Raw genomic sequence first — 22,632 nt, forward strand, 5'->3', positions numbered from 1 at the left:
TCATACTGCAATCACCGTCAGGAGGGCGAGGAGAGAATCATGGTCAGAGGCAGTGAGCCGGCGTCTCAACTGGAGGGTCTGGCGCGAACGATCTCCTGAATCAGCAGGGGAAACTCTTCCCGCAGATGGTGCTTATCAATGGCCTGGTCGACCAACGGCATCCTCCGCGCAACGGCGAGATGGACTTCGTCGAAGGACATAATGACCACGCGCACGGACGAATTCCATTGTTTGATCGGTTCGACGGCTTCGATGCCGCCCATGTCGGGCATATTCGCATCGAGCAACACCAGCTCAGGTCGCCGTTCAGGGAGGACGCTGAGGGCCTCTCTGGCCGATCCGCAGATCCCGACCACCTTCACCAGCGGCACCCCGCTCAGCCAGTCCTCTAAAGCGCGGAGAAGAACCTGATGATCGTCGACCACCAGAACCCGGATCGGGCCTCCCGCTGGACGGTGGTTATTTTCAGGAAGCATCTGGAGTGAGCCCCTGAGGTGGCCAGGGAACTCCGACACCGAATTGCCTCGCCATCTTATAGATCCCGATCATCGACTCGGCGCGCAAGCGGGCCTGCTCATCCGTCGACAAATTGGTCGAGACCCAGCCTTGCGGCTCGCGCCGAAAGATCCGAAACGGCCTGGGAGCATCGCCGGCCTCGGACTCGCCGGTCACCAAATACTCTTCCCCTTGAGGCCCCTTCACCAAGAGTCCAATGACAACCATCACGCACGCCCTCATATGAAACATTCAGGGGCGATCGCCCGTCAGGGAGATAGTCTTACCAGATGCCTCCCTCCCTACCCAGTGAGGAAATTCCTGATGGGACATCTTTCCCAGTACCAGCATCGTGAACGGGAACCGCTGGGCTTTATGAGGAGGGATGGACCAACCCGACCTGGATCGCAAACCGGACGAGCCCGGCGACATCATGGATATCCAGCCGCTCCATCAGCTGGGAACGATGCGTTTCAACCGTTTTAGCGCTGAGACTCAATCGAAAGGCAATTTCTTTGGTGGAATGACCTTCGGCGATAAGCTGCAAAATCTCCCGCTGACGCGGGCTGAGCCGATCGAGCGGATTGAGCGGACGCCCCCCTTCATGCTGATAGGCCTCAATCGCATACCGCGCCACCGAGGGAGTCAGATAAGGCTCGCCCTTGCCGACCGTTCTGATCGCCAGCTCCAGTTCCTGAATGTCGGCGCCCTTCAACAAGTACCCTGTCACTCCGGCCTTCAAGGCCTGGCGAAGGTACTCTTCATTGGCATGCATCGATAAGATGACCACCTTGACCTTCGGCCAGCTCTTCGTAATCCGGCCGGCGGCTTCCAACCCATTCAGCCCAGGCATCGCAATGTCCATGAGCACCAAATCGGGCTGATGCGTCTCCACCGCCTTCACCGCGGCCTGCCCATCGCTGACCTCGGCCACCACCGTGACGCCGCCCATCTTATCCAGGAGCGCATGAATCCCGGCTCTGACCAGCTGGTGATCTTCGGCCAACAGCACGCGGACCTTCGTCATAACGACAAGGCCTCCTGCTGCGGCTCGGTCAGCGGGACGGAGAAGACCAAGGACGTTCCTTGCCCGATCGTCGATTGAACCCGCATGATGCCTCCCACAAGGCTGACCCGTTCCTCCATCCCCAACATCCCCAGGCTCAACCCCTGGTGGGCTCGGACTCGCATGGCCGCCACGTTGAACCCGCACCCGTCGTCCTGCACCACCACGCGCACCTGTTCGGAAGCCACCGCCAGGGAGAGCGAGACCGATGTGGCCTTGGCATGGCGAGCGATATTGGTCATCGCCTCCTGCACGACGCGAAAACAGGCAATGCTCCGCGAACCCGTCAAAATCAGCGGGGCCTCGTCCAGATGCAGATGCAGCTTCCAGCCGGCCCGCTCCGCCTGTTTGGTCGCGTACCAGCGCAGGGCCGGCACCAGCCCGAGGTCGTCCAATAGCGAGGGCCGCAGATCCAGCGCCAGGCTCCGAACTCGGACCAACAGCTGGTCGCTGATCTCGATGCTTTCGTTCAACTCCGTCGAAGACGCTGTCCCTGGCCCGTCACGCTGCACCTGTTGCAAGTTCAGTTTGAGCGCCGTCAGGACCTGGCCGATTTCGTCGTGAAGATCCTGCGCGACGGCGCGACGCTCCGCTTCCTGCGCGTCGAAGAGGCGCTGAGCCAGCGTCCGGGCCCGCACGGTGGCGTCGCCGAGTTCAGCGGTCCGCTCGGCCACGCGCAACTCCAGCATGGCATGCGCCTCGCGGAGCAGATCTTCCGCCTTTCTCCATTCCGTCACATCGTCGACGACAAATGAACACCGCACCGCCCCATCGGCTGCCTGGCCGATCATCGACACCGTCGCCAGCAACGATCGCCGTTCACCCTGGCCGCCTCGCGCATCATCGTGCTCGTACTCGAACCGCACCGGTGACTGCTCCGTGATACAAAGACGATAGTGAGTCATCCACAGGCGAGCCAATTTCCTCGGCACACCCAGCTGAGAACAGAGCCGCCCGTTCATCCTGTCCGGAGTGGTGCCAAAGAGCCTGGCGGTGGCACGATTGCTGGACAGATGCCGGACGTCGTCGTCGAGCACCTCCACTACGCCCATCATGAGCGCCGCACTTTCGAAGAACGCCCGCAACATCCCTTCGCTTTCCTTGAGCGAGGCCTCCGCTGCTTTCCTGGCGGTGATGTCGTGCGCGATGGTGGACAGACCCACGACGGAACCGAACTGGTCCCGAATCGGGGAGCGGCTCAGCGCCAACGCGATCACAGATCCATCACGATGCGGCCACGCCGTCTCATACGGAGACACCGCGATGCCAGACAGCAGTTGCCGGCTCTTCTCAGCTTCTTCGGCCGCCTGCTCCGATGCCATGATTGCGCTCAGAGGGTGACCGATCCGTTCAGGAGCGCCATAGCCGAACAGACGCTCCGCGGCCCCATTCCAGCTGGTGACCATGCCATTGAGATCCTGGCTGATAATCGCATCCCCCGAGGAATCGACGATGGCGGCCAACTGCCTGGTCCCACGATCCACTAAGATGGTACGGCTCCGAATCACAAGAACCGCAATCACCCAGAAGAGGACGGCGCTGAGCGACCGGTTCAGGAAGGCCACCTCCACCGGAATGCCGGGTGGAGAGAGAACCAATCCGAGATAGGTTGTCAGCGTCGCCAGGCCCGCGACCAGATAGGCAGACCGTTCCTGCTCCAACCAGAGCGTGAGCACAATCGGCACCGTATAGAGGAGGAATACCTGATACCCCAGGGGCGTGAGGTAATCGAGCAGGAACGTCCCTGCCAGCATCAAGGCGATCGCGATATGGATGGTCCGAGTCGTCATAGACCTTGGGTCAGGCAATGCGGCCTGTCGGCCTTGGAACGGCAGGGAAAATGAGGCCCAGGACCTGTGCGGCACAGATAAGCGCGCATGGATGGGGCGCATCGTACAGGAAAGGCCCTACTAGAAGCAGTACTAGGGCCGTTATTCCAGATCAGGAATTTCCTGATAGGTAAACACCCTACTCCTGAGTACGCTCCGAATCGGCCGGCAGCTTCGTGGATCGATCGACGGCCCAGACACCGGCGAGGATTAGCGCAATCCCGATGAACTCCACCGGACCGACCGGCTCATACAGAATCAGCGCTGAAAGCGCGACCGCGGCCACCGGCGTGAGGTTGCCGAGGATCGACGCCCGGGAGGGCCCGATCCCTTGAACCCCGAACAACCAGGCTTGCTGCGCCACAGCCGTCGCGAAGACGACGAGATACCCGAGCGCCAGCCAATCCGGCACCGTTACCGAAGCCGCGCCGGCATCGAGCATCTTGCGATCCGTCCACAAGAGAGGAATCTGCAGCACGGTCGCCACCAACAACGTCGTCCAATTCACCGTGAGCGGCGAGATCCGGTCCATCACGGCGCGGCTGCCGATGCTATAGAGCGCCCAACTGACCACGCCCAGGAACACCAACAGACTGCCTAACACCGGATGTTCGCCGGCTGCCTGAAAGCCCGCAATCGACACCAGCGCCACACCGGCGCAAGACAGCAGCCCCCCGGCCCACACCGATCGGAGCGGCACATCCTGAATCATCACGGCCGACAGCAGCGCCGTGACCACGGGAGCCGACCCGATAATCACGCCCGCCACCGCCCCGCTCACATACTTCAGCCCCATCAGAATCAACAGATGATTGCCCAACACCCCAAGCCCGAGCAGAAAGAGTGTGCGGATGTCGCCCCCGGACAACTTGGCCAGCGCCCCCTCCTGCCACCACCAGGTCGTGAGCAGAATCGCCAGCCCGCCGATGTCGCGCAGCACGGACGCTTCGACGGCGGAGAAGGATCCCAGCGCCAGCTTTTGCGCGACAATCGACCCGCCCCACAGTACGGCGGCAAGCGCAAGGGCCCCATAGGCCGCGCCGATGGACGACGATTTCACGACACCGCCGCCTTCTTCCGAATCACCAGCACCCCGTCGCGGATCGTCACCAACACCGCCGTCACGCGGGGATCGCCGGCCACCGTCCGATTCAGTTCCTGGATCGCCGCCGTTTTCTCATCGGGCGGCGGCTGCTTCAGCACCTCGCCGTCCCACAGCACATTGTCGATCAGAATGACGCCGGCGGGCGACAACAGATCGAGCGCCCGGCGATAGTAGTTCAGGTAGTTGACCTTGTCGGCATCGATAAAAATGACATCGAACGGTCCGCTCAGCTCCCGCATGGTCTCCAGGGCTGGTCCAAGGCAGATCTCGATCTTCTTGCCGTGCGGGCTGTTGGCGAAATGCTTTCGTCCCAATGTCGCCGAAGATGCGTCGATCTCGCAGGTGATCACGCGCCCGTCATCGGGGAGCGCCTCGGCAAAACAGAGCGCGCTGTAGCCTGTGAACATGCCGATCTCCAGCACCCGCGTCGCCCCGACCAGCTGCGCCATCATTTTGAGAAACGCCCCTTCCAGCGGCCCGACGAGCATCTGCGCATACTCCATGGTTCGCTGGGTCTCCTCGCGGAGGGCACGGGCCACGTCGGATTCCAGCATGGAATGCGCCTGCGCATAGGCCTCGATCTCAGGGGCGACCAACGTCTTCATTCGCGATCCTTCCGCATCCTGTCGGCATCATTTGAAAAACCCTGCCCGCCTTGCGTAGACTGGCTGAAGAATCGAGATCTTAGCATACGCGAGGAGGCCGGACGTGAAGACTGTTGCGACGCTTGCACCACTGACAACCAAGCTGCTGGAAATCACCAGAATCAACAGCGCCGCATCCGTCTTGTCATGGGATCAGGAAACGCACATGCCGGCCGGCGGCGGGGAAGCGCGCGCGGAACAGATCGCCGTGCTCCAAGGCATCGCCCATGACAAACTCGTCTCCCCGGACGTCGAGCGGTTCCTCGCCGCCACCGTCGATCCGACGACGGGACAGGCCATCGATCAACCGGGCGATCTGTGGGACGAACCCTCGCGCTCGCTGCTGCGGGAAATCTGGCGGGACTTCAGCCGGGCAAAAAAGCTCCCCTCCGATTTTGTGGTCCGGCTCAGCCGGGAAACCTCTCTGGCGCAGCAGGTCTGGGCCGAGGCCAAAGAGCAGAACAACTTTCGCCAGTTTCTCCCCAACCTCCGCACGGTACTCGCGCTCAAACGGGAAGAGGCTGAATACCTCGGGTACAAGACCTCCCCCTACGATGCGCTGCTGGACGTCTACGAACCAGGGTCCACCATCGCCACGCTCCGGCCGTTGTTTGCGCAGATGAAAGCGCGACTCGTGCCGCTGCTCAAGCGCGTGACCCAGAGCCCGAATCAGATCGACGACAGCATCCTCCGGCATTCGTACGATCAGGCCCGGCAGCTGGAATTCGGCCGGCTTGTGCTGATCGCCATGGGCTATGATTTTGAGCGCGGACGGCTGGACCTCTCCGCCCATCCGTTCACGACATCGTTCCATCCGACCGACGTGCGCGTGACCACGCGCGTCCATGAGCACGAACTGCAATCCTGCCTCTTCAGTTGCATTCACGAGGGCGGCCATGGCCTCTACGATCAGGGACTCGACCAGCGCTACTTCGGCACGCCGCTCGGAGAATCCGTGTCGCTCGGCATCCATGAGAGCCAGTCGCGCATGTGGGAAAACTGCGTGGGGCGCTCGCGGGCCTTCTGGCAATTCTTTTACCCGATCCTGCAACAGACGTTTCACCACCAATTGCGCGGCATCGATCTGGAGCACTTCTATGCCGCCATCAATTGCGTGAAGCCCTCCTTCATCCGCGTCGAGGCCGACGAGCTGACCTACAATCTGCACATCATGCTGCGCTTCGAAATCGAGCAGGATCTCATCGAAGGCCGGACACAACCGGACGATCTGCCCGGCATCTGGGATCAGAAGATGCAGGACTATCTCGGCATCACGCCCCCGACTGATGCCGAAGGCGTGTTGCAAGACGTGCATTGGTCGTTCGGCGCCTTCGGCTACTTCCCGACCTATACGCTGGGCAACCTCTATTCGGTCCAGTTCTTCGAACAGGCCAAGCTGGAGATTCCCTACCTGGACGATGAAATCGCGGCCGGCCAATTGCTGGTACTGCGCCGCTGGCTGGAGCAAAAGATCCATCGCTGGGGCCGCACGTTCACCCCGGACCACCTCGCCCAGCGCGTGACAGGGAAAAGCATCAACCCGGAGCCCTTCCTGACCTACCTCGAAAAGAAATACGGCGAGCTCTACAAACTGTAACATCCATCCGCCACCGACAGCGCCGACGACAATTGGCTCTACGCCAAAAGACCCTATCGCCCGGGTTGATAAATGGCTACCCTCCGCCTACGTGAGTTTCGTGATGTCCGTCATGGCCGGATGGCACAATAGAAGGCGCACGATGCCCCTCCAGGCCGGAGAAGAGCGCATTGGCGTACCTCCACCCATTTACTAAATCGGCAGGAACCATTGCATGCCCACGATTCTGCTTATTAGTGACGATGCCACCTTCCGAAACTCACTCCGCCAATCCATTGGGCAGGACGGAGCCGCCGTGCTCGGCGTCCCGAACACCCGAGCGATCCTCAGCCAACCGGGAGCGCGACAAGTGTCGGGGTACGACCTCATTGTCGCAGAGGTCCTCTCAACCGATCATGACGGACTCTCCCGGCTGGTCCTGTTCCGCAATCTGCACCCCAACACACCCTTCATCGCCGTGACGCGCGAAGACCAGGGAGCGGGGCTGGCCTATGGCGGAGCTGCCGCACGAGCCTTGCGCGCCTGGCACGTCCCGGTCACCGCGGACTCGCTCACCGAACTGACTGATACGGCTCTGCGCGCACTCAATGGCGACACCCCGCCCACGACAGCAGCCCACGCCTATTGAGCCACGTTCGAGCGGACAGCATCCCATTCATTCGCCCTCCACTCCATAACGGAACTGCCTATAGGCGTTATGGAGCAGACCGCAAATGAACTAATACCCCATCGCGAGGTTGAGCTTGGACAGGATGGCGGGCGAGAGCGTGAATTCCGCCTGCACCTCGATGCGATGCGGAACCAGCAGTGTGGTGTGGAAGACAATGTCGCGTATGGGAATCTTGAACTCGGGATCTTGAGGGGTACTCAGTTCGACGGCCTCGACGGAATTCGTGATGGCGCCGCTGTCCTGCGGACCATAGGTCGTCATGACCGCATCGATGATCTCCTTCACTTTTTCATTGGGCTCCACGCCTTCGATGCCTTTCAGCAAGAGCGGTATGGCTTCCTCTTTTGCCTGATCGGACAGGGTGAAATTTTCGACCCGCTCTTTCCGGCGCAGTGACATCAGGTCGTTGTCGAGATCCTTACTGAAGGCGCCGTATGCGAATCTGAAAAACTCGAAATGGAACCCCTTGAAGCCTTTCCCGAACGTCTGGAGTTCGCAGAGAAACCCTAACTGCTGCAACTTGACGTCACTCAGCAGTCCGTGCGGTTCGGCAAGATACAGCACATACAGCAGCAGCGCTCGATCCACCGTAATCTGATTCGGCTTTCTCATCGATGGTCTCCGTTTATCCTCGAATGATCGAACTATAGACAGCCTGCTGGAGCAGCGTCAAACCCATCCGCTCGCCATTTCCCCCTTGACCCACCGCCGGCTTTGGTCTTTAATGTCTCTCCTTACAGGAGGGTCGGCCGGACTCTATGCCCAAACATGTGAAAGAGATGGAAGCGCTGAAAGCGCACCTCGGCAAACACCAGCTGAAGTACACGCGCCAGCGCGAACTCATTCTTGACGCGTTCCTCCAGCAGGAACACATCACCGCCGAAGAGATGTATCACCAACTGGCGAAGAAAGACCCGCACCTGGGGCTCGCCACCATCTACCGGACGCTCAACCTGTTTTGCGAAGCCGGGCTGGCGCAAGCCCGGCATTTCGGCACGCAAACGCAATATGACAACATTTCCCACAAGGGTCATCACGACCATCTGATTTGCACCGACTGCGGCAAAATCGTGGAGTTTGAAAACTGCGAGATCGAAAAGCTTCAGCAGGAAGTCGCCACCCGGAACGGCTTCACCATTTCCACTCACCGCCTTGAACTCTACGGCCTCTGCGGACGCTGTCGTCATTGACCCCTGCCGTTTTTTTTGCTATCTTATTGAGACGATTTATCAATTTCAATTGCGAGGCAGACCGCGCATTATGGCTACTTTTCTAACACGATTTTACTCGTCCATGACCTCGCTTCACCATCGCCACATGCCGGCCCTGCTGCTGATCCTCATCACATTCTGCGCACTGTCCTTTCCGCTCACCGATTCGATTGCGGCCGACAAATTGGTCGTCTATTCAGGTCGGGCAGAGCGTTTAATCAAGCCGGTGTTCGATGCGTTCACCGCGAAAACCGGCATCCAGGTGGATCTCCTGTCATCCGGCACTACAGAACTCGTCAACCGGCTGAAGGCGGAAGGCGATCGAACCCCCGCTGACCTCCTGTTGACCAATGATGCCGGAAGCCTTGAACTTGCACGCGTGGCCGGACTCTTGCGGCCGCTCAACATGCGCGAGGTCGAACGAGCCATTCCGTCCCAGTTCCGCGCCGCAGACAATAGCTGGGTGGGTCTCTCCGGCCGGTTTTGGATTATTGTGTACAACACGACGATGGTGAAGCCCGATCAGCTCAACTCCCTGCTCGACCTGGCGAATCCCCAATGGAAAGACAAGCTCGCAATCCCCAACTCCGGCAGTGAATATCTTCAGGCGGGCGTGTCGGTGATCCGCGCCGCTCACGGCGACGAGCGCACCAAGAAATTCCTGGAGGGCCTGCGGGATAACGCCGGCTCGCAGGTCTACCAGAAAAGCTCCCAGATCGTGGATGCCGTGGCCAAAGGGCAGGTCGCCGTGGGCATCGTGAATCACTATTACGTGTACCGCCACCTCGCCACGCAGCCCGCCGCGCCGTTGGCCGTCATCATGCCGGATCAAAAAGACGGCGGTATGGGCGCGATCATGAATGTGACAGGGATCGGCATCACCAAATCAAGCCTCCATGTCGACAATGCGAAGCTGCTGATCGAGTTTCTCGTCGCACAAGCCGGACAGAAGATGTTTGCCGATTTGGATAAGGAATATCCATTACATCCGGAAGTAAAGGCAGACCCGGCCCTGGTCGATCGAAAGAGCTTCCGCGCGGCCCTCGTCCCACTGACACGATTGGCTGAGCTCCGGGAACCGACTCTGACGCTCATCGAGCAAGTGGGCCTCCGCTAAATCACGAGGCCCGTTGTGACGACGTTTCGCCAGCAGCTCGCCTCTCCGCTGCAACTTGCCGCCATCGCCACCGCCGGGCTGATTCTGCTTCCGCTCGGCTATGTCACCGTCCTTGCGCTCTCGGCTGACCCGGCGGTCTGGTCCCGCCTGTGGGCGACGAGAATTCCTGAGCTGCTGTTCAACACCGTCACCCTCGCAGGGGCGGTGGCCGTCCTCACATTGATCCTGGGCGTCTCCACGGCATGGCTGGTCGTTCGTTTCGATTTCCCGGGACGCCGCCTCTGGGAAGTCGCATTGATTCTTCCGCTCGCCATGCCGACATACGTCCTGGCCTACGTCTACACCTATCTTCTGGGATTCGGCGGACCGGTGGAACGCCTCTGGCAACTCTGGGCCGGGCCGCAAGCCCACATTGTGTCACCGCAAAGTTTTTGGGGCACGACCCTCGTGATGGCGCTCGACACCTTTCCCTTCGTCTATCTACTCACCCGGAGCGCGCTCTTAAGCCTGAATGTGTCGTTCGAGGAGGTATCGCGAGTCTGCGGAGTGTCCCGGCTCATGACGCTCTGGCGCGTGACCCTCCCCCTGATGCGCCCGTCGATCGCCGCGGGAGTCGCGCTGGTCATTCTGTATGTGGTCTCGGATTTCGGCGCGGTGTCGCTGCTGCGCTACCAGACGCTGACTTACGCCGTCTTTCAACAGATGACCGGACGGTCCGACAATACCGCCGCCAGCATTCTGAGTGTCTTGCTCGTCGTCCTGGCGCTGCTCTTTCTCGTCACCGAACGCTGGTTTCGCCAGCGCAGCCGCTTCTACCAGACCACCGGCCGCTATCGCCCGCCGCAGCGCGTGCGCTGCACCTGGATCGGCACGGCCTCGATCACTGCGGTCATGAGCCTGATCGTCGCCATGTCCTTCGGCGTTCCCGCCTACCTGCTGATCACCTGGAGTCTCTCGCCGGAAGCGCAAGCGATCGTCGATAGCCGATTCTTTGGTTTTATCTGGAACAGCGCCCTGTTGGCGGCGGCCGCCGCCACCGTCGGCGTGATCATCGGCCTGCCCTTGGCGTATTTGGCAAGCCGGCGCCCGACGGCTCTCAATATCGGCTGTCTCCAAGCCGCCTATGCCGGCTATGTGCTCCCAGGGCCGGTCGCCGCGCTCGCGGTGCTCGTGCTCTGCCTGAAGATCGCCCCGGTGATGTACGGAACAATCCTCTTGTTGGTGATCGCCTATGTGATCCACTTTCTCCCCGCCGGGCTCCAATCGCTGGAACCGGCCCTGCAACAGATCACGCCGAATCTCGAAGAAGTCGCTCGCACGCTGGGGCTGGGCGTCCGCGACACCTGGCGCCGCGTGACGCTGCCGCTGGTGCGCAACGGGTTTGTCGTCGCCTGGGTGCTCATGTTTCTTCAGACCATGAAAGAACTGCCGGCGACGCTGCTCTTGCGCCCGGTCGGCTTCGATACCTTGGCCATTCGCGTCTGGCTGGAAGCGAGTGAGGAGTATTTCCAATTAGCGGCGCCGGCGGCGCTGCTCATCGTGCTATTGAGTCTGCCGGCCTTGTTCCTCTTGGTCTCAAAAGACTGGCGGGCCGCGTAAGTGACAGCGCCTCAACCGCAGCGGTGGATTGTATGCACACTGAAACACATCACGTCGTGAACCAACCGGACCTCTACCAGCCCGCGTCCAATGTGCTGGAGCTGCGCGCCGTGGCCTGCGCCTATGAAACCGGACGCCCGGCGATCCGCAATATCTCCTTTGCCGCGCGCGAGGGAGAAATTCTCTGTCTGTTAGGCCCCTCCGGTTGCGGGAAGACCACGATCCTCCGGGCAATTGCCGGATTCGAACCGGTCCGGTCCGGCGAACTGTTTCTTTCCGGACGCCTGGTGTCAAATGCGAATCTCACCGTCCCGACCGAAGAGCGGCGTGTCGGCATGGTCTTCCAGGAATATGCGCTGTTCCCCCATCTGCGCGTGGCGGACAACATCGCCTTCGGGCTCCAACACCTGTCGCGAGGCGACCGGAGGTGCCAGGTCCAAGAGATGCTCACACTCACCGGGCTTGAGGGATTTGATCGCCGCTATCCGCATGAACTGTCGGGCGGGCAACAGCAGCGCGTCGCGCTCGCCCGCGCACTCGTGCAGAATCCCGTCGTCCTCCTGCTGGATGAGCCCTTCAGCAATCTGGATCCCGACATGGCCGGCCGGATGCGCCAGGACCTGCATGCGCTGCTGCGGCGCACCAAGACCACGACCATCCTTGTCACGCACGATCACGAAGAAGCCTTTGCGATGGCCGACCGGATCGCGGTCTTGAACCAGGGCGTATTGGAACAGATGGATACGCCGGAATTGATCTACCACATGCCGGCCAGCCCGTTCGTCGCGGACTTCGTGGGGCAGGCCGACTTCATCAGAGGCGAAATCCGTGACGGGATGATTCACACGGAGCTGGGCGAGTTTCCCAATACGCTTCCCGGCGAGGAAGGCACCGCCGTCGTCGTCATGATCAGACCGGACGATATCCACCTCTCGCCGGCCAAGGGGGCCGGTGCCCGCATTCAAGCGCGCCAGTTCCGGGGATCTGAAAACCTGTATACCGTCAGCCTTCCCTCGGGACAGATCGTTCACAGCAGCGAGGGCTCGACCAGTGTGTATCAGGAAGGGACCGCCGTAGAGCTGCAAATCCTAGCCACTCATACAGTGGTATTCAAAGCGCCTTCCCAGCCAATCGCCGGAAAACCAAACGAAGCAGGTTGACCTCTGGAATTTTCCCATTGACAACTTCGATTCGCGGATGGTATTGAGAAACATTATCAAGAGATACTTCCTGGGGTGCTAGAGCCATGGATGCGTTAAAAGAAATTGTCGACTACGGAGTGATCGGCTTGTTGCTGGCGCTGAGCGTCTGGGCCGTGGCTATCGCCGTGGAACGATGGCAGTTCTACAAGCGGGTCGACCTGGCGCAATATCCCAATCACCAACTGTTCGAGATCGCGTTGACGAGGCGTCTCGTTGTCATTGGGACTGTCGCTGCTAACGCCCCTTACATTGGCCTCCTTGGAACCGTCTTGGGAATCATGATGACGTTCCATACGATGGGAACCTCGAAAACCATTGCCGTCAGCTCCATCATGGTCGGATTGAGCCTCGCGTTAAAGGCCACGGCGGTTGGATTGCTGGTCGCAATCCCTTGTGTCGTAATGAACAACGCTCTTCGGCGGCGGGTCGCCGAGCTCATGACGCTTTATAGGTCCCAGCGCCAACATGAATCATGAGCTGAATCAGATCAACGTCATACCGTTGGTCGACGTCATGTTGGTGCTGCTCGTGATCGTCCTGACGACAGCAACCTTCATTACGACCGGACAGATTCCTGTCGACTTAGCAAAGGCGACTCAAGCCGGGGATCGGAAAGACGTGCCCCTCGTGATTACACTTACAGCCGGTGGACAGCTGTACTTGAACGATGCCGCCCTCCCCGATCAAGGGCTCAAGGCCGCGCTTGAGCCGCATCCCCGGCAGTCGCTGGTGGTCGTCAGGGCCGACAAAGTCACGATCTTGGAGCGTTTCGTCCAGGTTGTGGATGAAGTGCGGGGGCTCGGATTCGGCCAAGTCAGCCTTGAGGTGGTGAAATCGTGACGACTCTCAGCATCACCCATCCGCTTTATGAGCGACACCGCTGGCACGGATGGATCTGCTCCGTCGCTTTTCACAGTCTGATGGCAGCCAGCGCCGCGGCGCTGCTCTCTGAAATTCAGTTGCCGCTGCCCGAAGAATCGTTCGCCTGGAATGTGGCAATGGTGGAACCACCGCCTCAACCCCAAGCGGCCCCGCGTCCAGAGTTGCAGCCGCAACAACCCCCTCGAAAACCCGCGATCGCCGAATCTCGCCCCCGGCCCCCGCAACCGGCGGTCGAGCCGGTACAACGGCAGGCGGTTCAGGAAATGCGCCCTGCTCAGCAGATGGTTCAGCGCCAGGTCGCCCACATCGTTCAAACAACCAGCCCTGTGACAACCGTCAATCAAACAGCGACTGTCGTCACGCAGGCGGTTCAGCAATATGACGTCCCCAGCCAATCCATCGCCCCGGTCGCGACCCAGAGCCACGCAGTCCAGGAAGCTTCCGCCATCGCCACGGCGGCTCAGGCGGTCACCGAAGCCGCTGTGACCAGGCCACTGGCGGAAACCTCCGTCGAACGACCAGCGATCCAAGCTGTAGCCGAACCGGCGGCCCAGCAGACTCAACAGATCGTGACCCGACAGGCAGCCGAACCGGTCAGCGACCGCGCGTCCGCCGATAGTCACGAAACTCCGCCCGCCATCCCGCAAGAGCACCTCGTCGCACAATTGACGCCGACTAAAGCGGTCCCGACCACAAAAGCCGACTATGGATGGCTGATGAGGGCACTGATGGGACGGGTTGAGCAATTGAAAAATTACCCTCACCTGGCGAGATTGAACAGATGGGAAGGGAAAGTGGTATTACGAGCGGTCATCCGGGACGACGGGCAGGTATTAGCCATTGACGTACAGGAAAGCTCCGGTCGTTCGATTCTCGACGATGCCGCCATCGAAACCTTGCGCAACGCCTCCCCGCTCAAGCTTGAACATCCGCTCGGGAAGCCGCAGGTTGCTATTTTAATGCCGATCAGTTACTCGTTGAGACGATAGGACGCCCTATGACGACACGACGGCACCGTGCCAGAGCATTGACGAGTGTAGCCCTAATCAGCGGGCTCCTGGGGGTCGGGGGCACTCTGCTATTTCCGACCGGATCTGACGCTCTTGACAGGGACACGCAGGAGATTGAAGTCTCCGCCGTCGGCCCTCAAGAAAAGCTTAAGTGGGCGCGCGCGACGAAGGTGTCGCTTACGGATGCGATCCGGACCGCCCTCGCCCGTACTCCCGGGCTGGCCATCCAGGCTACTTTGGAGTCGCTGAAAGGGCGGCTTATGTACGAAATCGAAATAGTCACGGGAGACGGGGCGGTCGTCGAAGTGTTCGTCGACCCTCAAACTGGCAATATCATTGACTCGGGAGGAACGAAGTGATCCGCTCATTCTCGCGACAGGCGCTTTATATCAGTCTCCTGCTGGGCCCGGTGATGTCCCTCGGCATCGTATCTTCAGCTTTCGCCCAAGCCAAAGCTGAAAAGTCGTTTACCGCCGCCGTCACTGACGCGCAAGGGATCGAAAGCGAAATTAAAAACGTTATTTTTTATTGGGAAGAAAAAGTAAGCGAAACCGCCTTTGTTCCGCACGAGTTGCGTCATGTCCCGGTAAAAAAGGGGACCGCCACCGTCAACGTGAAGTTTGACGCCATCAAGCAGATTGAGGTCAAGGCCGGACCAGAGAAAGGCTTGCCCAGCCTGACCATCACCCTCACCAATGGAAAGTCCGGTGACTTCGGACTGGCCATTGACGGAAAGTTCAAAGGGGAGTCAGATTTCGGCGAAGTCGAATTGCCCGCAGCCGGGCTCAAGAAAATCGTTTTCAAGTAATGGCGTACGCGAATAAAGAAAGTTACCGGCCGTTTCCACTCAGAGGCCCACAGGCTCAGCTCTTCAGCTGCCTTCGCGCCCGATCTTTTAACTCTTCACTCACATAATTTACCCAACGGAGGCCGCAATGAGCCCTTGTTTTCCCGCATTGAAAATGAGAACGGTACTCAAAATCGACATACTCCTATTATTGCTGCTCGCGCTGCTGCTCACTGGCTGGCAGCCGGCGAGCGCAGAGGAAATCGTCGACGCCCCCTCGCCAGTCACTACGGTGACGGCAAAAGAACTTGAAGATAAACCGATCAAGGCTCCCTTGACCGAAGTGATCGGGACAGCAGCGGACGCCCTGGACCATATTCCCGGTTCCGGCCGCGTCGTGACGCAGGAATCAATTCAGCGCAACCAGCGGTTTACGGTCAACGAAGCGCTACGCGAAGTTCCGGGCGTCAACGTTCGCGACGAAGACGGATTCGGCCTGCGACCGAACATCGGCATACGCGGACTTAACCCAACGAGAAGCACAAAAGTCCATATCATGGAAGACGGCGTGCCTATTATGCTGCTGCCGTACGGAGACCCGTCATCCTATTACTTTCCCCCGTTGCAGCGCTTCGACCGGATCGAAGTTTTGAAGGGCAGCGGCCAGCTGCTCTACGGTCCGCAAAGCATCGGCGGCGTCATCAACCTGATCACGCGAATGCCGCCGGCCACCCCCGAAGGGCATTTTCAGCTGATGGGAGGCAATCTCTCCTATCTCAGCTCGCATTTCGACTACGGAGGGATGTGGGGAAAGAGCGGGTATATGCTGGATGTCAACCACTATCAGGGCACCACGCCGCGCTTCTTCAATCAGAAGGCCAAAGTAGACGACATCACGTTTAAGACCGTTCAGGAGTTGAGCGACCGCACAACCATTCTGGCCAAATTCAATTACTACCGCGAAGATTCCACGATCGGTTATCAAGGATTGACCGAGAGTCAGTACGCCACCGATGCGCATCGGAACGACTTCAACAACGACGTTATGGATTTTCGCCGGATCGGCTTCCATGTCGCGGTTAACCATATGTTCAACGCAAGCCTCACCTCGACCACCAATTTCTTCGGCCACTATATCGATCGGGTATGGGGCCGCCAAATGATCGACTCCGACGGGGTACCTGGCTCAGCTTGTACAGTTAGCGCCACCGGTGGCGTCGGTGGGGGCTGCCAAACCGGCAACGGCCTCGCAGCCGGGGTTACGCAAGCGATTCCAGCCAATGGCCGTTTTATCAATGATCGCAAGTACTGGGTGTACGGAGTGGAACCCCGGTTTCATCTGACCCATGGCCTGTTCGGCATTCGGTCCGAAGCCGACTTCGGCGCGCGATACATGAATGAGCGGTCACAGCGAACCCAGTTCCTGAATGCGCTATCCGCAGTTGGCACAACCTGCGCGAATGCCGGAGGCGGACAAACAGGATGTCTTGGAGAGAATACGACCCGTCAAACCAACGCCTTCGCCTTATTTTTTCAAAATCGTTTCTTCATTACCGATAACTTCACCATTACACCGGGCTTCCGCGTCGAGCACGTAAACTACGACCAAGTCGACAATCGAGCCAATAGCGGCTCCGGCGCCTTCTCGAAGACCCATATTACGGAAGTGCTTCCTGGCATCGGCGCCACTTATACGCCGATCAAGAACTACACGTTCTTTGCGGGCGTTCATCGGGGGTTTGCGCCGCCGCAGATTTCCGACGCCATTCAGTCCAACGTCGTCGTCGACCTGAATGCCGAGTTGAGCTGGAACTACGAAATCGGTATCCGCGGCAATCCGATTCCATGGGCTTGGTTTGAAATGACCGGCTTCCGCATGGACTTTGAAAATCAGATCGTCAACCAGTCCGTCGCCGGCGGAACCGGTGCGACCAACACGAACGCCGGACGGACGGCCCACATGGGCGTCGAGTTCGGCACGAAGCTCGATCTGCTCGATGCTATCAAAGGGCAAGATCCCAATGAAGATATCACGATTGATCTCAACTACACCTGGCTGGGCCAGGCGGAGTTCCGCGGCACCCGCAACAGCTCCATCACGGGAGCGGCGCTGCTGGCGGACGAGGCCCCTGCCTTCAACACTAACGGGAATCGCCTTCCCTATGCTCCGAGAAATACAGTGACCGCCGGGATCGGCTATGCCAATCGCAATTGGGGATTCGATGGACGAGTAGAGACCCAATGCATCAGCGATATGTTCGGAGATGACCGCAATACCTATATTCCAACCCCCAATGGCCAACGCGGCCTCGTCAAGGGATGGTGCGTGGTCAATGCGGCGGTCAATCAGTATGTCAAGCCGATCAAAACGACGTTCTTCCTGGTCGGCAAGAACTTGTTCGATCAGACGTTTATCGTCGATCGGACGCGCGGTATTTATCCCGGCCTGCCCTTGCTCGTGCAGGGCGGCGCGCGCTGGACATTCTAATCATCGGCGATACGGGACGGGCCGCCTTGCGGCCCGTCCCACCCGATAGAGGATCATCTGTGAATCGGCAACATAATCAAGATTTCGAGGAAACTATGAGCAACCGCGCCGCCGATCCATGCCACAAAGACAGCGAGTGTCGTTGCCTCTGCGGAGCGCTCATGGCGCGCCTCACACTCGAAGGAATCGAGTTGAAGTGCAAACGTTGCCGGCGGCTCCTGACCATTCCTTTCTCGCGTATCAACGGGTGGGCATTGCAGCAGTATCGCAACTGATTTCTGTCGACAGCGAAGGCGGCCAGAGGTTGTTCACCCAGAGCCCAAGATCGCGAGCGTGGTCTTGGGCTCTGCATTTTTTGAGAAAGGAGTAGCTATGCGCGTCGAGAGTCTCAATCGGATTCACCCCGGCGTCCTCGCCATTCAACGGGAACTGGGTAAAATCGACCGGCTCCGTCTGCCCATCGCATCATGCCGGGATGTCGAACGCATCCTGGTGCGCCAGGTGACGAAGGAGCTTGATCGCGCGCTCCCCTGGCAGGCGGGTCACGGGCGGCGTACCGCGACGATCGCCCTGGCAGTAGGACGAGAAATCGGGCTGTCCTCTGACGACCTGCATCACCTCACGCTTGCGGCCTATCTGCATGACATCGGGCTCCTGATGTTGCCGCCCGGCCTTATGGACAGCACGACATTCCTCGAACCGGACACCTACGTGGCCGTCCAAAATCACTGCCGGATCGGCGCGGCGCTCTTAGAACCCTATGCTTTCTTGGAGAAAGCGGCGATTCTCGTCGCCTATCATCATGAACGTTGGGACGGCACCGGCTATCCCTATGGCATCAGAGGGCCCTTTATCCCTCTGGGCGCAAGAATTCTCTCGGTCGCCGACGCGTTCGACGCCATCCAAGTTCCCGAGGCCACTGACAGTACCCTGCGCGATCTCATCGCCTCGCGCATTCTGCACGTAGCCGCCGGCACCCAATTCGATCCGACCATCGTGGCGGCGTTGATGAGTTGTCTCAAACATCGGAATACCGACGGTGACCGCAGCGGAGTGTGATCAACGACCAGCCGGCGCTCTCCACGCGCTGGCATCGGAGTGGGAGCCATGATCTCCCACTTCACGGGCGGGGGCCCTCAGTCCTCCTGGGGCCCCCCGCCCATTCTATTGGCTACGACTTTATCTGCTCGGCAAGATAGGCGGGAAGCCCGACTTGGGCAATGGTCGCGAGCTGCCGCTCAAAGTAATCCACATGTTCCTCTGAATCGACGACCATCTCTTCCAGCTTCTGCCGGGTCGTGAAATCCCCGACCTTGGCGGCATGGACAATCGCCTTCCGCAGCATCTCCACATCTTCCTGTTCGAACGCCAGATTGGTCTCAAATAAATCCTTTACCGACCGGCCACCTTTCACCGTTTCCAACGATCCGACATCCGGCTGGCCGCCCAGATACAATATGTGGCGGACCAGCTGCCCGGAATGGGTCACTTCTTCCGTATACAAATGCTGGAACTTGTCAGCCAGTCGCTCATAGCCCCAGTGGCGACACAGTTCCGCATGGAGCAGATATTGATGCACGGCGGTCAGTTCGGCGGTGAGGATCTTCCCGAGTTGTTCCAGAATCCCGTCTTTCGCTTTCATCAGCGCGCATCCTTTCCTGACCGGTACGACTCGTCTCTGGGTTAGCTGTCTTTCTTGATCTGCTCCGCGAGATAGTTTTCCAGCCCGACTTGCTTGATGGTTTCCATCTGGGTTTCAATCCAGTCAATATGGGCATCGACGTCCTTCGCCATCTCTTCCAACATATGGCGAGTCGTAAAATCGGTCACCTTCACGCAATGCACGACTCCCTCATTCAATAACGCCAACATTTCCTGCTCGACCTTCAGATCCAGCTTGAACTGTTCCAGCACCGTCTCGCCGACATGCACGGTATTCATGCGCTGCACATTCGGCACGCCTTCGAGATAGAGGATATGCCCGATGAGCTCATCGGCATCCTTCATTTCATCGATGCTGCGCTCGCGCACCTTATGCTGCAACCGTTCGAAGCCCCAGTTTTCGCACATCTTGGCATGCACAAAATACTGATTGATGGCTGTCAGATCAGCCGTCAGCACCTTATTGAGAATATTGATGACGCCCTCTTTTGCTTTCATAGTGTGTTCCCCCTTTCACAGTATGGGCAGGCCCGCAGATCAGGGGCTCAGAGTTGTCGGATGACGCCACACGAATGCTTCATTATCGTCCGCAGCCACGCGGCCGTCAACCGGAGAGATTCTGACTGGGAGGGGAAGAGCATCGAACGTGATGAGTCTGCTTCTCAGTTTCGATGCAGAGGAGAAGGATTACCTGACGGCACGCGCGCACAGCAGCGCGACTTATCCGGCCTCGCGATAGCCGCATTCTTCATTGCGGCACTGCACACTGCGCCCGGCCTGCTTGCTGACTTTTTCAATCAGGAACGGCGCCTGGCACGTCGGACAGGTCTTGTTGATGGGACGATCCCAGAGCGCATACTCACATTTGGGGTAGTTGCTGCAGGCGAAGAACGAACGGCCTTTCTTGGTGCGTTTCTGCACAAGATCGCCACCGCAGTCCGGCTGCGGACACTTCACCCCAAGCGCGAGCGGCTTGGTGGTTTTACATTCGGGATAGGCCGAGCAGGCGATGAACTTGCCGAACCGCCCGGTCTTCACCACCATGGCACTCCCGCACTTGTCGCACTTCTGATCGGTCGTCAGTTCGATCTTCGGCACGATCTTGATCGTGCCATCTTCGAGCTTCTGAAAATTCTGCGTGTTCTTGCAGGGCGGATCCGCCTTATAGGCCGGGCACGCCAGGAACTTTCCATTCCGGCCCCACTTGATCTCCATCATCTTTCCGCATTTTTCACAGGGCACATCCGTGGGCGGCTCTACGATATCCTTCGGCCCTGGAATCGTCTTCGCCCGTTCGAGCTCCTTGGTGAACGGCGTATAGAAATCGCGCACCGCCGTGACCCAGGGCTTCGTTCCCCCTTCCACTTCGTCAAGCTGCTCCTCAAGATGCGACGTAAAATCCACATTGATCAGCTCGGGGAACCCCTTCATCAAGTAATCGTGAACGGTCTTGCCGGTTTCCGTCGGCACCAACCGGCCCTCGGTTTTTTCCACGTACTTGCGGTCTTGAATCGTGGAAATGATGGCCGCATAGGTCGAGGGACGGCCGATGCCTTTTTCTTCCAGTTCCTTGATCAACAGGGCTTCATTGTACCGGGGAGGCGGCTGAGTGAAGTGCTGCTTCGACGTCAGTCCGATCGCCGATTCTCCATCCTGCTGAACCAACCGCAGCCGTTCCCCTTCGGACAGAGCCGGCAGCTGGCGATCATTGTCATCGTCCGTCTCCTGATCCGCTTTCGGCTTTTCAGTCGGGAGCTCCTTATCGACACCCTCCATATAGACGATCGTGTGACCGGGGAACTTCACGACCGTTCCGGTAGAACGGAAGCCATATTTCACCGGCGTCCCCATCGGGGTCGAATCGATCCGGGTCACATCGAGAATGGCCGGCACCATTTGGGATGCGATGAATCGATTCCAGATCAGCTTATAGAGATTGTATTGATCCTGGTCGAGATACTGGCGAATCGATTCCGGATCGCGAGCCGCCGAGGTGGGCCTGACGGCTTCGTGCGCTTCCTGTGCGGCCTTCTGAGTCTTATAGATGTTCGGCGCCGACGGAAGATACTCCGATCCGAATCGTGCCTGGATGACTTCCCGTGCTTCGGTCATCGCCTCATTGGAAATACGCGGCGAGTCGGTTCTCATATAGGTAATCAAACCCGTAGCCCCCTCAGCCCCGATCTCCATACCTTCGTAGAGCTGCTGCGCGAGGGTCATGGTTTTCTTGGGCGAGAAATGCAACTTCCTGGAGGCTTCCTGCTGGAGACGGCTGGTGATGAACGGCGCCACGGGGTTCCGCTTCTTCTCCCGACGCTCGATGGATTCAACGACAAACGTTTTCCCTTGAATGTGGTCGACGACTCGAGCCGCTTGCTCGCCGTTCTCGATCGACGCGGCTTCCCCATTGATGCTATGGAGCTTGGCTTCGAATGAGGGCGGATTGGCGCCGGACAACAACGCGACGATCGACCAGTATTCTTCGGTCCTGAAGGCCTCCCGTTCCGCTTCGCGTTCGCAGATCAACCGCATGGCGACCGACTGCACGCGCCCCATGCTGAGCCCGCGCCGAACTTTGGTCCACAAGAGCTGACTGCCTTGATACCCGACGATGCGGTCCAGGATGCGGCGGGCCTGCTGGGCGTTGACCAGATTCATGTCGATTTCACCGGGCGACTCGAGCGCCCGCTTGACCGCCGTCTTGGTGATCTCATTGAACAAGACGCGAAAGATCTTTCCGCCTTGTTTCTTTTTGGACTTGCCGAGCAACTCCTGCTCCAAATGCCAGGCAATCGCCTCCCCTTCACGATCAGGATCGGGCGCCAGGAAAATTTTGTCGGCTTCTTCGGCTTTCTTTTTGATATCGGCAAGAACTTTTGCCTTGCCCTTGATGGTCACATACTGCGGTTCGAAATCGTGTTCGAGGTCAACGCCCAACTTACTCGTCGGGAGATCTTTGATATGGCCGACCGAGGCCATCACGGTATACCCGCGGCCCAGATATTTCGTAATCGTTCTCGCCTTGGTCGGCGACTCAACGATGATCAACGATTTCGCCATAACATCTCCCTATTCAGCTCACACGTCTTCCCATCACGTACCAAACTTTTCAACATCCTGCAACTGGAATGTCAAGCCACAGTAGAAATGTCCTCTTTCTCCCATAGTAGAAATGTCCGGTTTAGGCGATGCCCGCCGCCGCGCGTGTTGTCCCTTCCGGCAGCAGGCGTTTGCGCCACGGATGAGCCGAGGTCGGCTTGACCGGACG

General features: G+C 59.1%; 23 protein-coding genes. 13 read left to right on the top strand and 10 right to left on the bottom strand.

Features of this window, described 5'->3' with window-relative positions; translation table 11 throughout:
• Positions 1-65: 65 nt before the first annotated feature.
• From Q8N04_05805 to Q8N04_05830, 6 genes are all read right to left on the bottom strand, one after another.
• Positions 66-476: a response regulator transcription factor gene (locus tag Q8N04_05805; GenBank protein ID MDP3090172.1), complete on the bottom strand. Its 411-nt coding sequence runs from the start codon at positions 474-476 to the stop codon at positions 66-68.
• On the bottom strand, positions 466-726 hold the full coding sequence (locus Q8N04_05810; protein ID MDP3090173.1) for a hypothetical protein: 261 nt from the start codon (positions 724-726) through the stop codon (positions 466-468). Before Q8N04_05810 ends, Q8N04_05805 begins: the two co-directional genes overlap by 11 nt.
• Positions 727-868: 142 nt before the next feature.
• Entirely contained in the window at positions 869-1,522 is a 654-nt protein-coding gene (locus Q8N04_05815) for a response regulator transcription factor (GenBank protein MDP3090174.1), read from the bottom strand.
• Complete coding sequence (locus Q8N04_05820; protein MDP3090175.1) at positions 1,519-3,351, bottom strand: PAS domain S-box protein; 1,833 nt, start codon at positions 3,349-3,351, stop codon at positions 1,519-1,521. Before Q8N04_05820 ends, Q8N04_05815 begins: the two co-directional genes overlap by 4 nt.
• 178 nt (positions 3,352-3,529) lie before the next feature.
• Complete coding sequence (locus Q8N04_05825; GenBank protein ID MDP3090176.1) at positions 3,530-4,450, bottom strand: DMT family transporter; 921 nt, start codon at positions 4,448-4,450, stop codon at positions 3,530-3,532.
• A complete protein-coding gene (locus Q8N04_05830) occupies positions 4,447-5,100 on the bottom strand; it encodes a class I SAM-dependent methyltransferase (GenBank protein ID MDP3090177.1) in 654 nt (217 codons plus the stop codon). The genes Q8N04_05825 and Q8N04_05830 overlap by 4 nt, the downstream gene beginning before the upstream one ends.
• Before the next feature lie 103 nt (positions 5,101-5,203).
• On the opposite strand from Q8N04_05830, the gene Q8N04_05835 reads away from it, so the two are divergent.
• Positions 5,204-6,736: a carboxypeptidase M32 gene (locus tag Q8N04_05835; GenBank protein ID MDP3090178.1), complete on the top strand. Its 1,533-nt coding sequence runs from the start codon at positions 5,204-5,206 to the stop codon at positions 6,734-6,736.
• A gap of 214 nt (positions 6,737-6,950) precedes the next feature.
• Positions 6,951-7,364: a hypothetical protein gene (locus tag Q8N04_05840; protein MDP3090179.1), complete on the top strand. Its 414-nt coding sequence runs from the start codon at positions 6,951-6,953 to the stop codon at positions 7,362-7,364.
• A gap of 90 nt (positions 7,365-7,454) precedes the next feature.
• Here the strand turns inward: Q8N04_05840 and Q8N04_05845 are convergent, their stop codons facing one another.
• Positions 7,455-8,018 (bottom strand): hypothetical protein, encoded by a 564-nt coding sequence (locus tag Q8N04_05845; GenBank protein ID MDP3090180.1) that lies wholly within the window; start codon positions 8,016-8,018, stop codon positions 7,455-7,457.
• 146 nt (positions 8,019-8,164) lie between these two features.
• On the opposite strand from Q8N04_05845, the gene Q8N04_05850 reads away from it, so the two are divergent.
• The 11 genes from Q8N04_05850 to Q8N04_05900 all read left to right on the top strand — a co-directional run bounded on the left by Q8N04_05850 (position 8,165) and on the right by Q8N04_05900 (position 18,761).
• Positions 8,165-8,596, top strand: coding sequence for a Fur family transcriptional regulator (locus Q8N04_05850; GenBank protein ID MDP3090181.1), 432 nt, complete (start codon positions 8,165-8,167; stop codon positions 8,594-8,596).
• 70 nt (positions 8,597-8,666) lie between these two features.
• Positions 8,667-9,734 (top strand): extracellular solute-binding protein, encoded by a 1,068-nt coding sequence (locus Q8N04_05855; protein MDP3090182.1) that lies wholly within the window; start codon positions 8,667-8,669, stop codon positions 9,732-9,734.
• Between the two features lie 15 nt (positions 9,735-9,749).
• Positions 9,750-11,333, top strand: a complete 1,584-nt coding sequence (locus Q8N04_05860) for an iron ABC transporter permease (protein MDP3090183.1) — start codon at positions 9,750-9,752, stop codon at positions 11,331-11,333.
• A gap of 32 nt (positions 11,334-11,365) precedes the next feature.
• Complete coding sequence (locus Q8N04_05865; protein ID MDP3090184.1) at positions 11,366-12,493, top strand: ABC transporter ATP-binding protein; 1,128 nt, start codon at positions 11,366-11,368, stop codon at positions 12,491-12,493.
• Positions 12,494-12,579: 86 nt separating this feature from the next.
• Positions 12,580-13,011, top strand: a complete 432-nt coding sequence (exbB, locus tag Q8N04_05870) for a TonB-system energizer ExbB (protein ID MDP3090185.1) — start codon at positions 12,580-12,582, stop codon at positions 13,009-13,011.
• The gene (locus Q8N04_05875; protein ID MDP3090186.1) at positions 13,001-13,375 is read left to right on the top strand and encodes a biopolymer transporter ExbD; all 375 of its coding nucleotides are present in this window, start codon (positions 13,001-13,003) and stop codon (positions 13,373-13,375) included. Before exbB ends, Q8N04_05875 begins: the two co-directional genes overlap by 11 nt.
• A complete protein-coding gene (locus tag Q8N04_05880; protein MDP3090187.1) occupies positions 13,372-14,406 on the top strand; it encodes a TonB family protein in 1,035 nt (344 codons plus the stop codon). Before Q8N04_05875 ends, Q8N04_05880 begins: the two co-directional genes overlap by 4 nt.
• An 8-nt stretch (positions 14,407-14,414) precedes the next feature.
• On the top strand, positions 14,415-14,786 hold the full coding sequence (locus Q8N04_05885; GenBank protein ID MDP3090188.1) for a PepSY domain-containing protein: 372 nt from the start codon (positions 14,415-14,417) through the stop codon (positions 14,784-14,786).
• Entirely contained in the window at positions 14,783-15,235 is a 453-nt protein-coding gene (locus Q8N04_05890; protein ID MDP3090189.1) for a hypothetical protein, read from the top strand. Before Q8N04_05885 ends, Q8N04_05890 begins: the two co-directional genes overlap by 4 nt.
• A gap of 127 nt (positions 15,236-15,362) precedes the next feature.
• Positions 15,363-17,702, top strand: a complete 2,340-nt coding sequence (locus Q8N04_05895) for a TonB-dependent receptor (GenBank protein MDP3090190.1) — start codon at positions 15,363-15,365, stop codon at positions 17,700-17,702.
• Positions 17,703-18,074: 372 nt separating this feature from the next.
• Positions 18,075-18,761 carry an HD domain-containing phosphohydrolase gene (locus Q8N04_05900; GenBank protein MDP3090191.1) on the top strand — a complete coding sequence of 229 codons (687 nt, stop codon included), beginning with the start codon at positions 18,075-18,077 and terminating at the stop codon, positions 18,759-18,761.
• A 112-nt stretch (positions 18,762-18,873) separates the two neighbouring features.
• Here Q8N04_05900 and bfr (Q8N04_05905) read toward each other — a convergent pair whose 3' ends face one another.
• The 3 genes from bfr (Q8N04_05905) to topA form a co-directional block, all read right to left on the bottom strand.
• A complete protein-coding gene (bfr, locus tag Q8N04_05905) occupies positions 18,874-19,344 on the bottom strand; it encodes a bacterioferritin (protein MDP3090192.1) in 471 nt (156 codons plus the stop codon).
• Between the two features lie 41 nt (positions 19,345-19,385).
• Positions 19,386-19,862: a bacterioferritin gene (gene bfr, locus Q8N04_05910; protein ID MDP3090193.1), complete on the bottom strand. Its 477-nt coding sequence runs from the start codon at positions 19,860-19,862 to the stop codon at positions 19,386-19,388.
• Positions 19,863-20,084: 222 nt separating this feature from the next.
• Positions 20,085-22,424, bottom strand: a complete 2,340-nt coding sequence (topA, locus tag Q8N04_05915) for a type I DNA topoisomerase (protein MDP3090194.1) — start codon at positions 22,422-22,424, stop codon at positions 20,085-20,087.
• Positions 22,425-22,632: the final 208 nt, after the last annotated feature.

The sequence above is a fragment of the Nitrospira sp. genome (assembly GCA_030692565.1).
Taxonomy (GTDB): domain Bacteria; phylum Nitrospirota; class Nitrospiria; order Nitrospirales; family Nitrospiraceae; genus Nitrospira_D.

Excerpts from the sequence above, each read along its gene's own strand:
- Q8N04_05850 (MDP3090181.1), top strand. The coding sequence starts at position 8,165 with ATGCCCAAACATGTGAAAGAGATGGAAGCGCTGAAAGCGCACCTCGGC.
- topA (MDP3090194.1), bottom strand. The coding sequence starts at position 22,424 with ATGGCGAAATCGTTGATCATCGTTGAGTCGCCGACCAAGGCGAGAACG.
- bfr (MDP3090192.1), bottom strand. The coding sequence starts at position 19,344 with ATGAAAGCGAAAGACGGGATTCTGGAACAACTCGGGAAGATCCTCACC.
- Q8N04_05885 (MDP3090188.1), top strand. The coding sequence starts at position 14,415 with ATGACGACACGACGGCACCGTGCCAGAGCATTGACGAGTGTAGCCCTA.
- Q8N04_05895 (MDP3090190.1), top strand. The coding sequence starts at position 15,363 with ATGAGCCCTTGTTTTCCCGCATTGAAAATGAGAACGGTACTCAAAATC.
- Q8N04_05815 (MDP3090174.1), bottom strand. The coding sequence starts at position 1,522 with ATGACGAAGGTCCGCGTGCTGTTGGCCGAAGATCACCAGCTGGTCAGA.
- Q8N04_05820 (MDP3090175.1), bottom strand. The coding sequence starts at position 3,351 with ATGACGACTCGGACCATCCATATCGCGATCGCCTTGATGCTGGCAGGG.
- Q8N04_05900 (MDP3090191.1), top strand. The coding sequence starts at position 18,075 with ATGCGCGTCGAGAGTCTCAATCGGATTCACCCCGGCGTCCTCGCCATT.
- Q8N04_05845 (MDP3090180.1), bottom strand. The coding sequence starts at position 8,018 with ATGAGAAAGCCGAATCAGATTACGGTGGATCGAGCGCTGCTGCTGTAT.
- bfr (MDP3090193.1), bottom strand. The coding sequence starts at position 19,862 with ATGAAAGCAAAAGAGGGCGTCATCAATATTCTCAATAAGGTGCTGACG.
- Q8N04_05875 (MDP3090186.1), top strand. The coding sequence starts at position 13,001 with ATGAATCATGAGCTGAATCAGATCAACGTCATACCGTTGGTCGACGTC.
- exbB (MDP3090185.1), top strand. The coding sequence starts at position 12,580 with ATGGATGCGTTAAAAGAAATTGTCGACTACGGAGTGATCGGCTTGTTG.
- Q8N04_05840 (MDP3090179.1), top strand. The coding sequence starts at position 6,951 with ATGCCCACGATTCTGCTTATTAGTGACGATGCCACCTTCCGAAACTCA.
- Q8N04_05805 (MDP3090172.1), bottom strand. The coding sequence starts at position 476 with ATGCTTCCTGAAAATAACCACCGTCCAGCGGGAGGCCCGATCCGGGTT.
- Q8N04_05865 (MDP3090184.1), top strand. The coding sequence starts at position 11,366 with ATGCACACTGAAACACATCACGTCGTGAACCAACCGGACCTCTACCAG.
- Q8N04_05830 (MDP3090177.1), bottom strand. The coding sequence starts at position 5,100 with ATGAAGACGTTGGTCGCCCCTGAGATCGAGGCCTATGCGCAGGCGCAT.
- Q8N04_05855 (MDP3090182.1), top strand. The coding sequence starts at position 8,667 with ATGGCTACTTTTCTAACACGATTTTACTCGTCCATGACCTCGCTTCAC.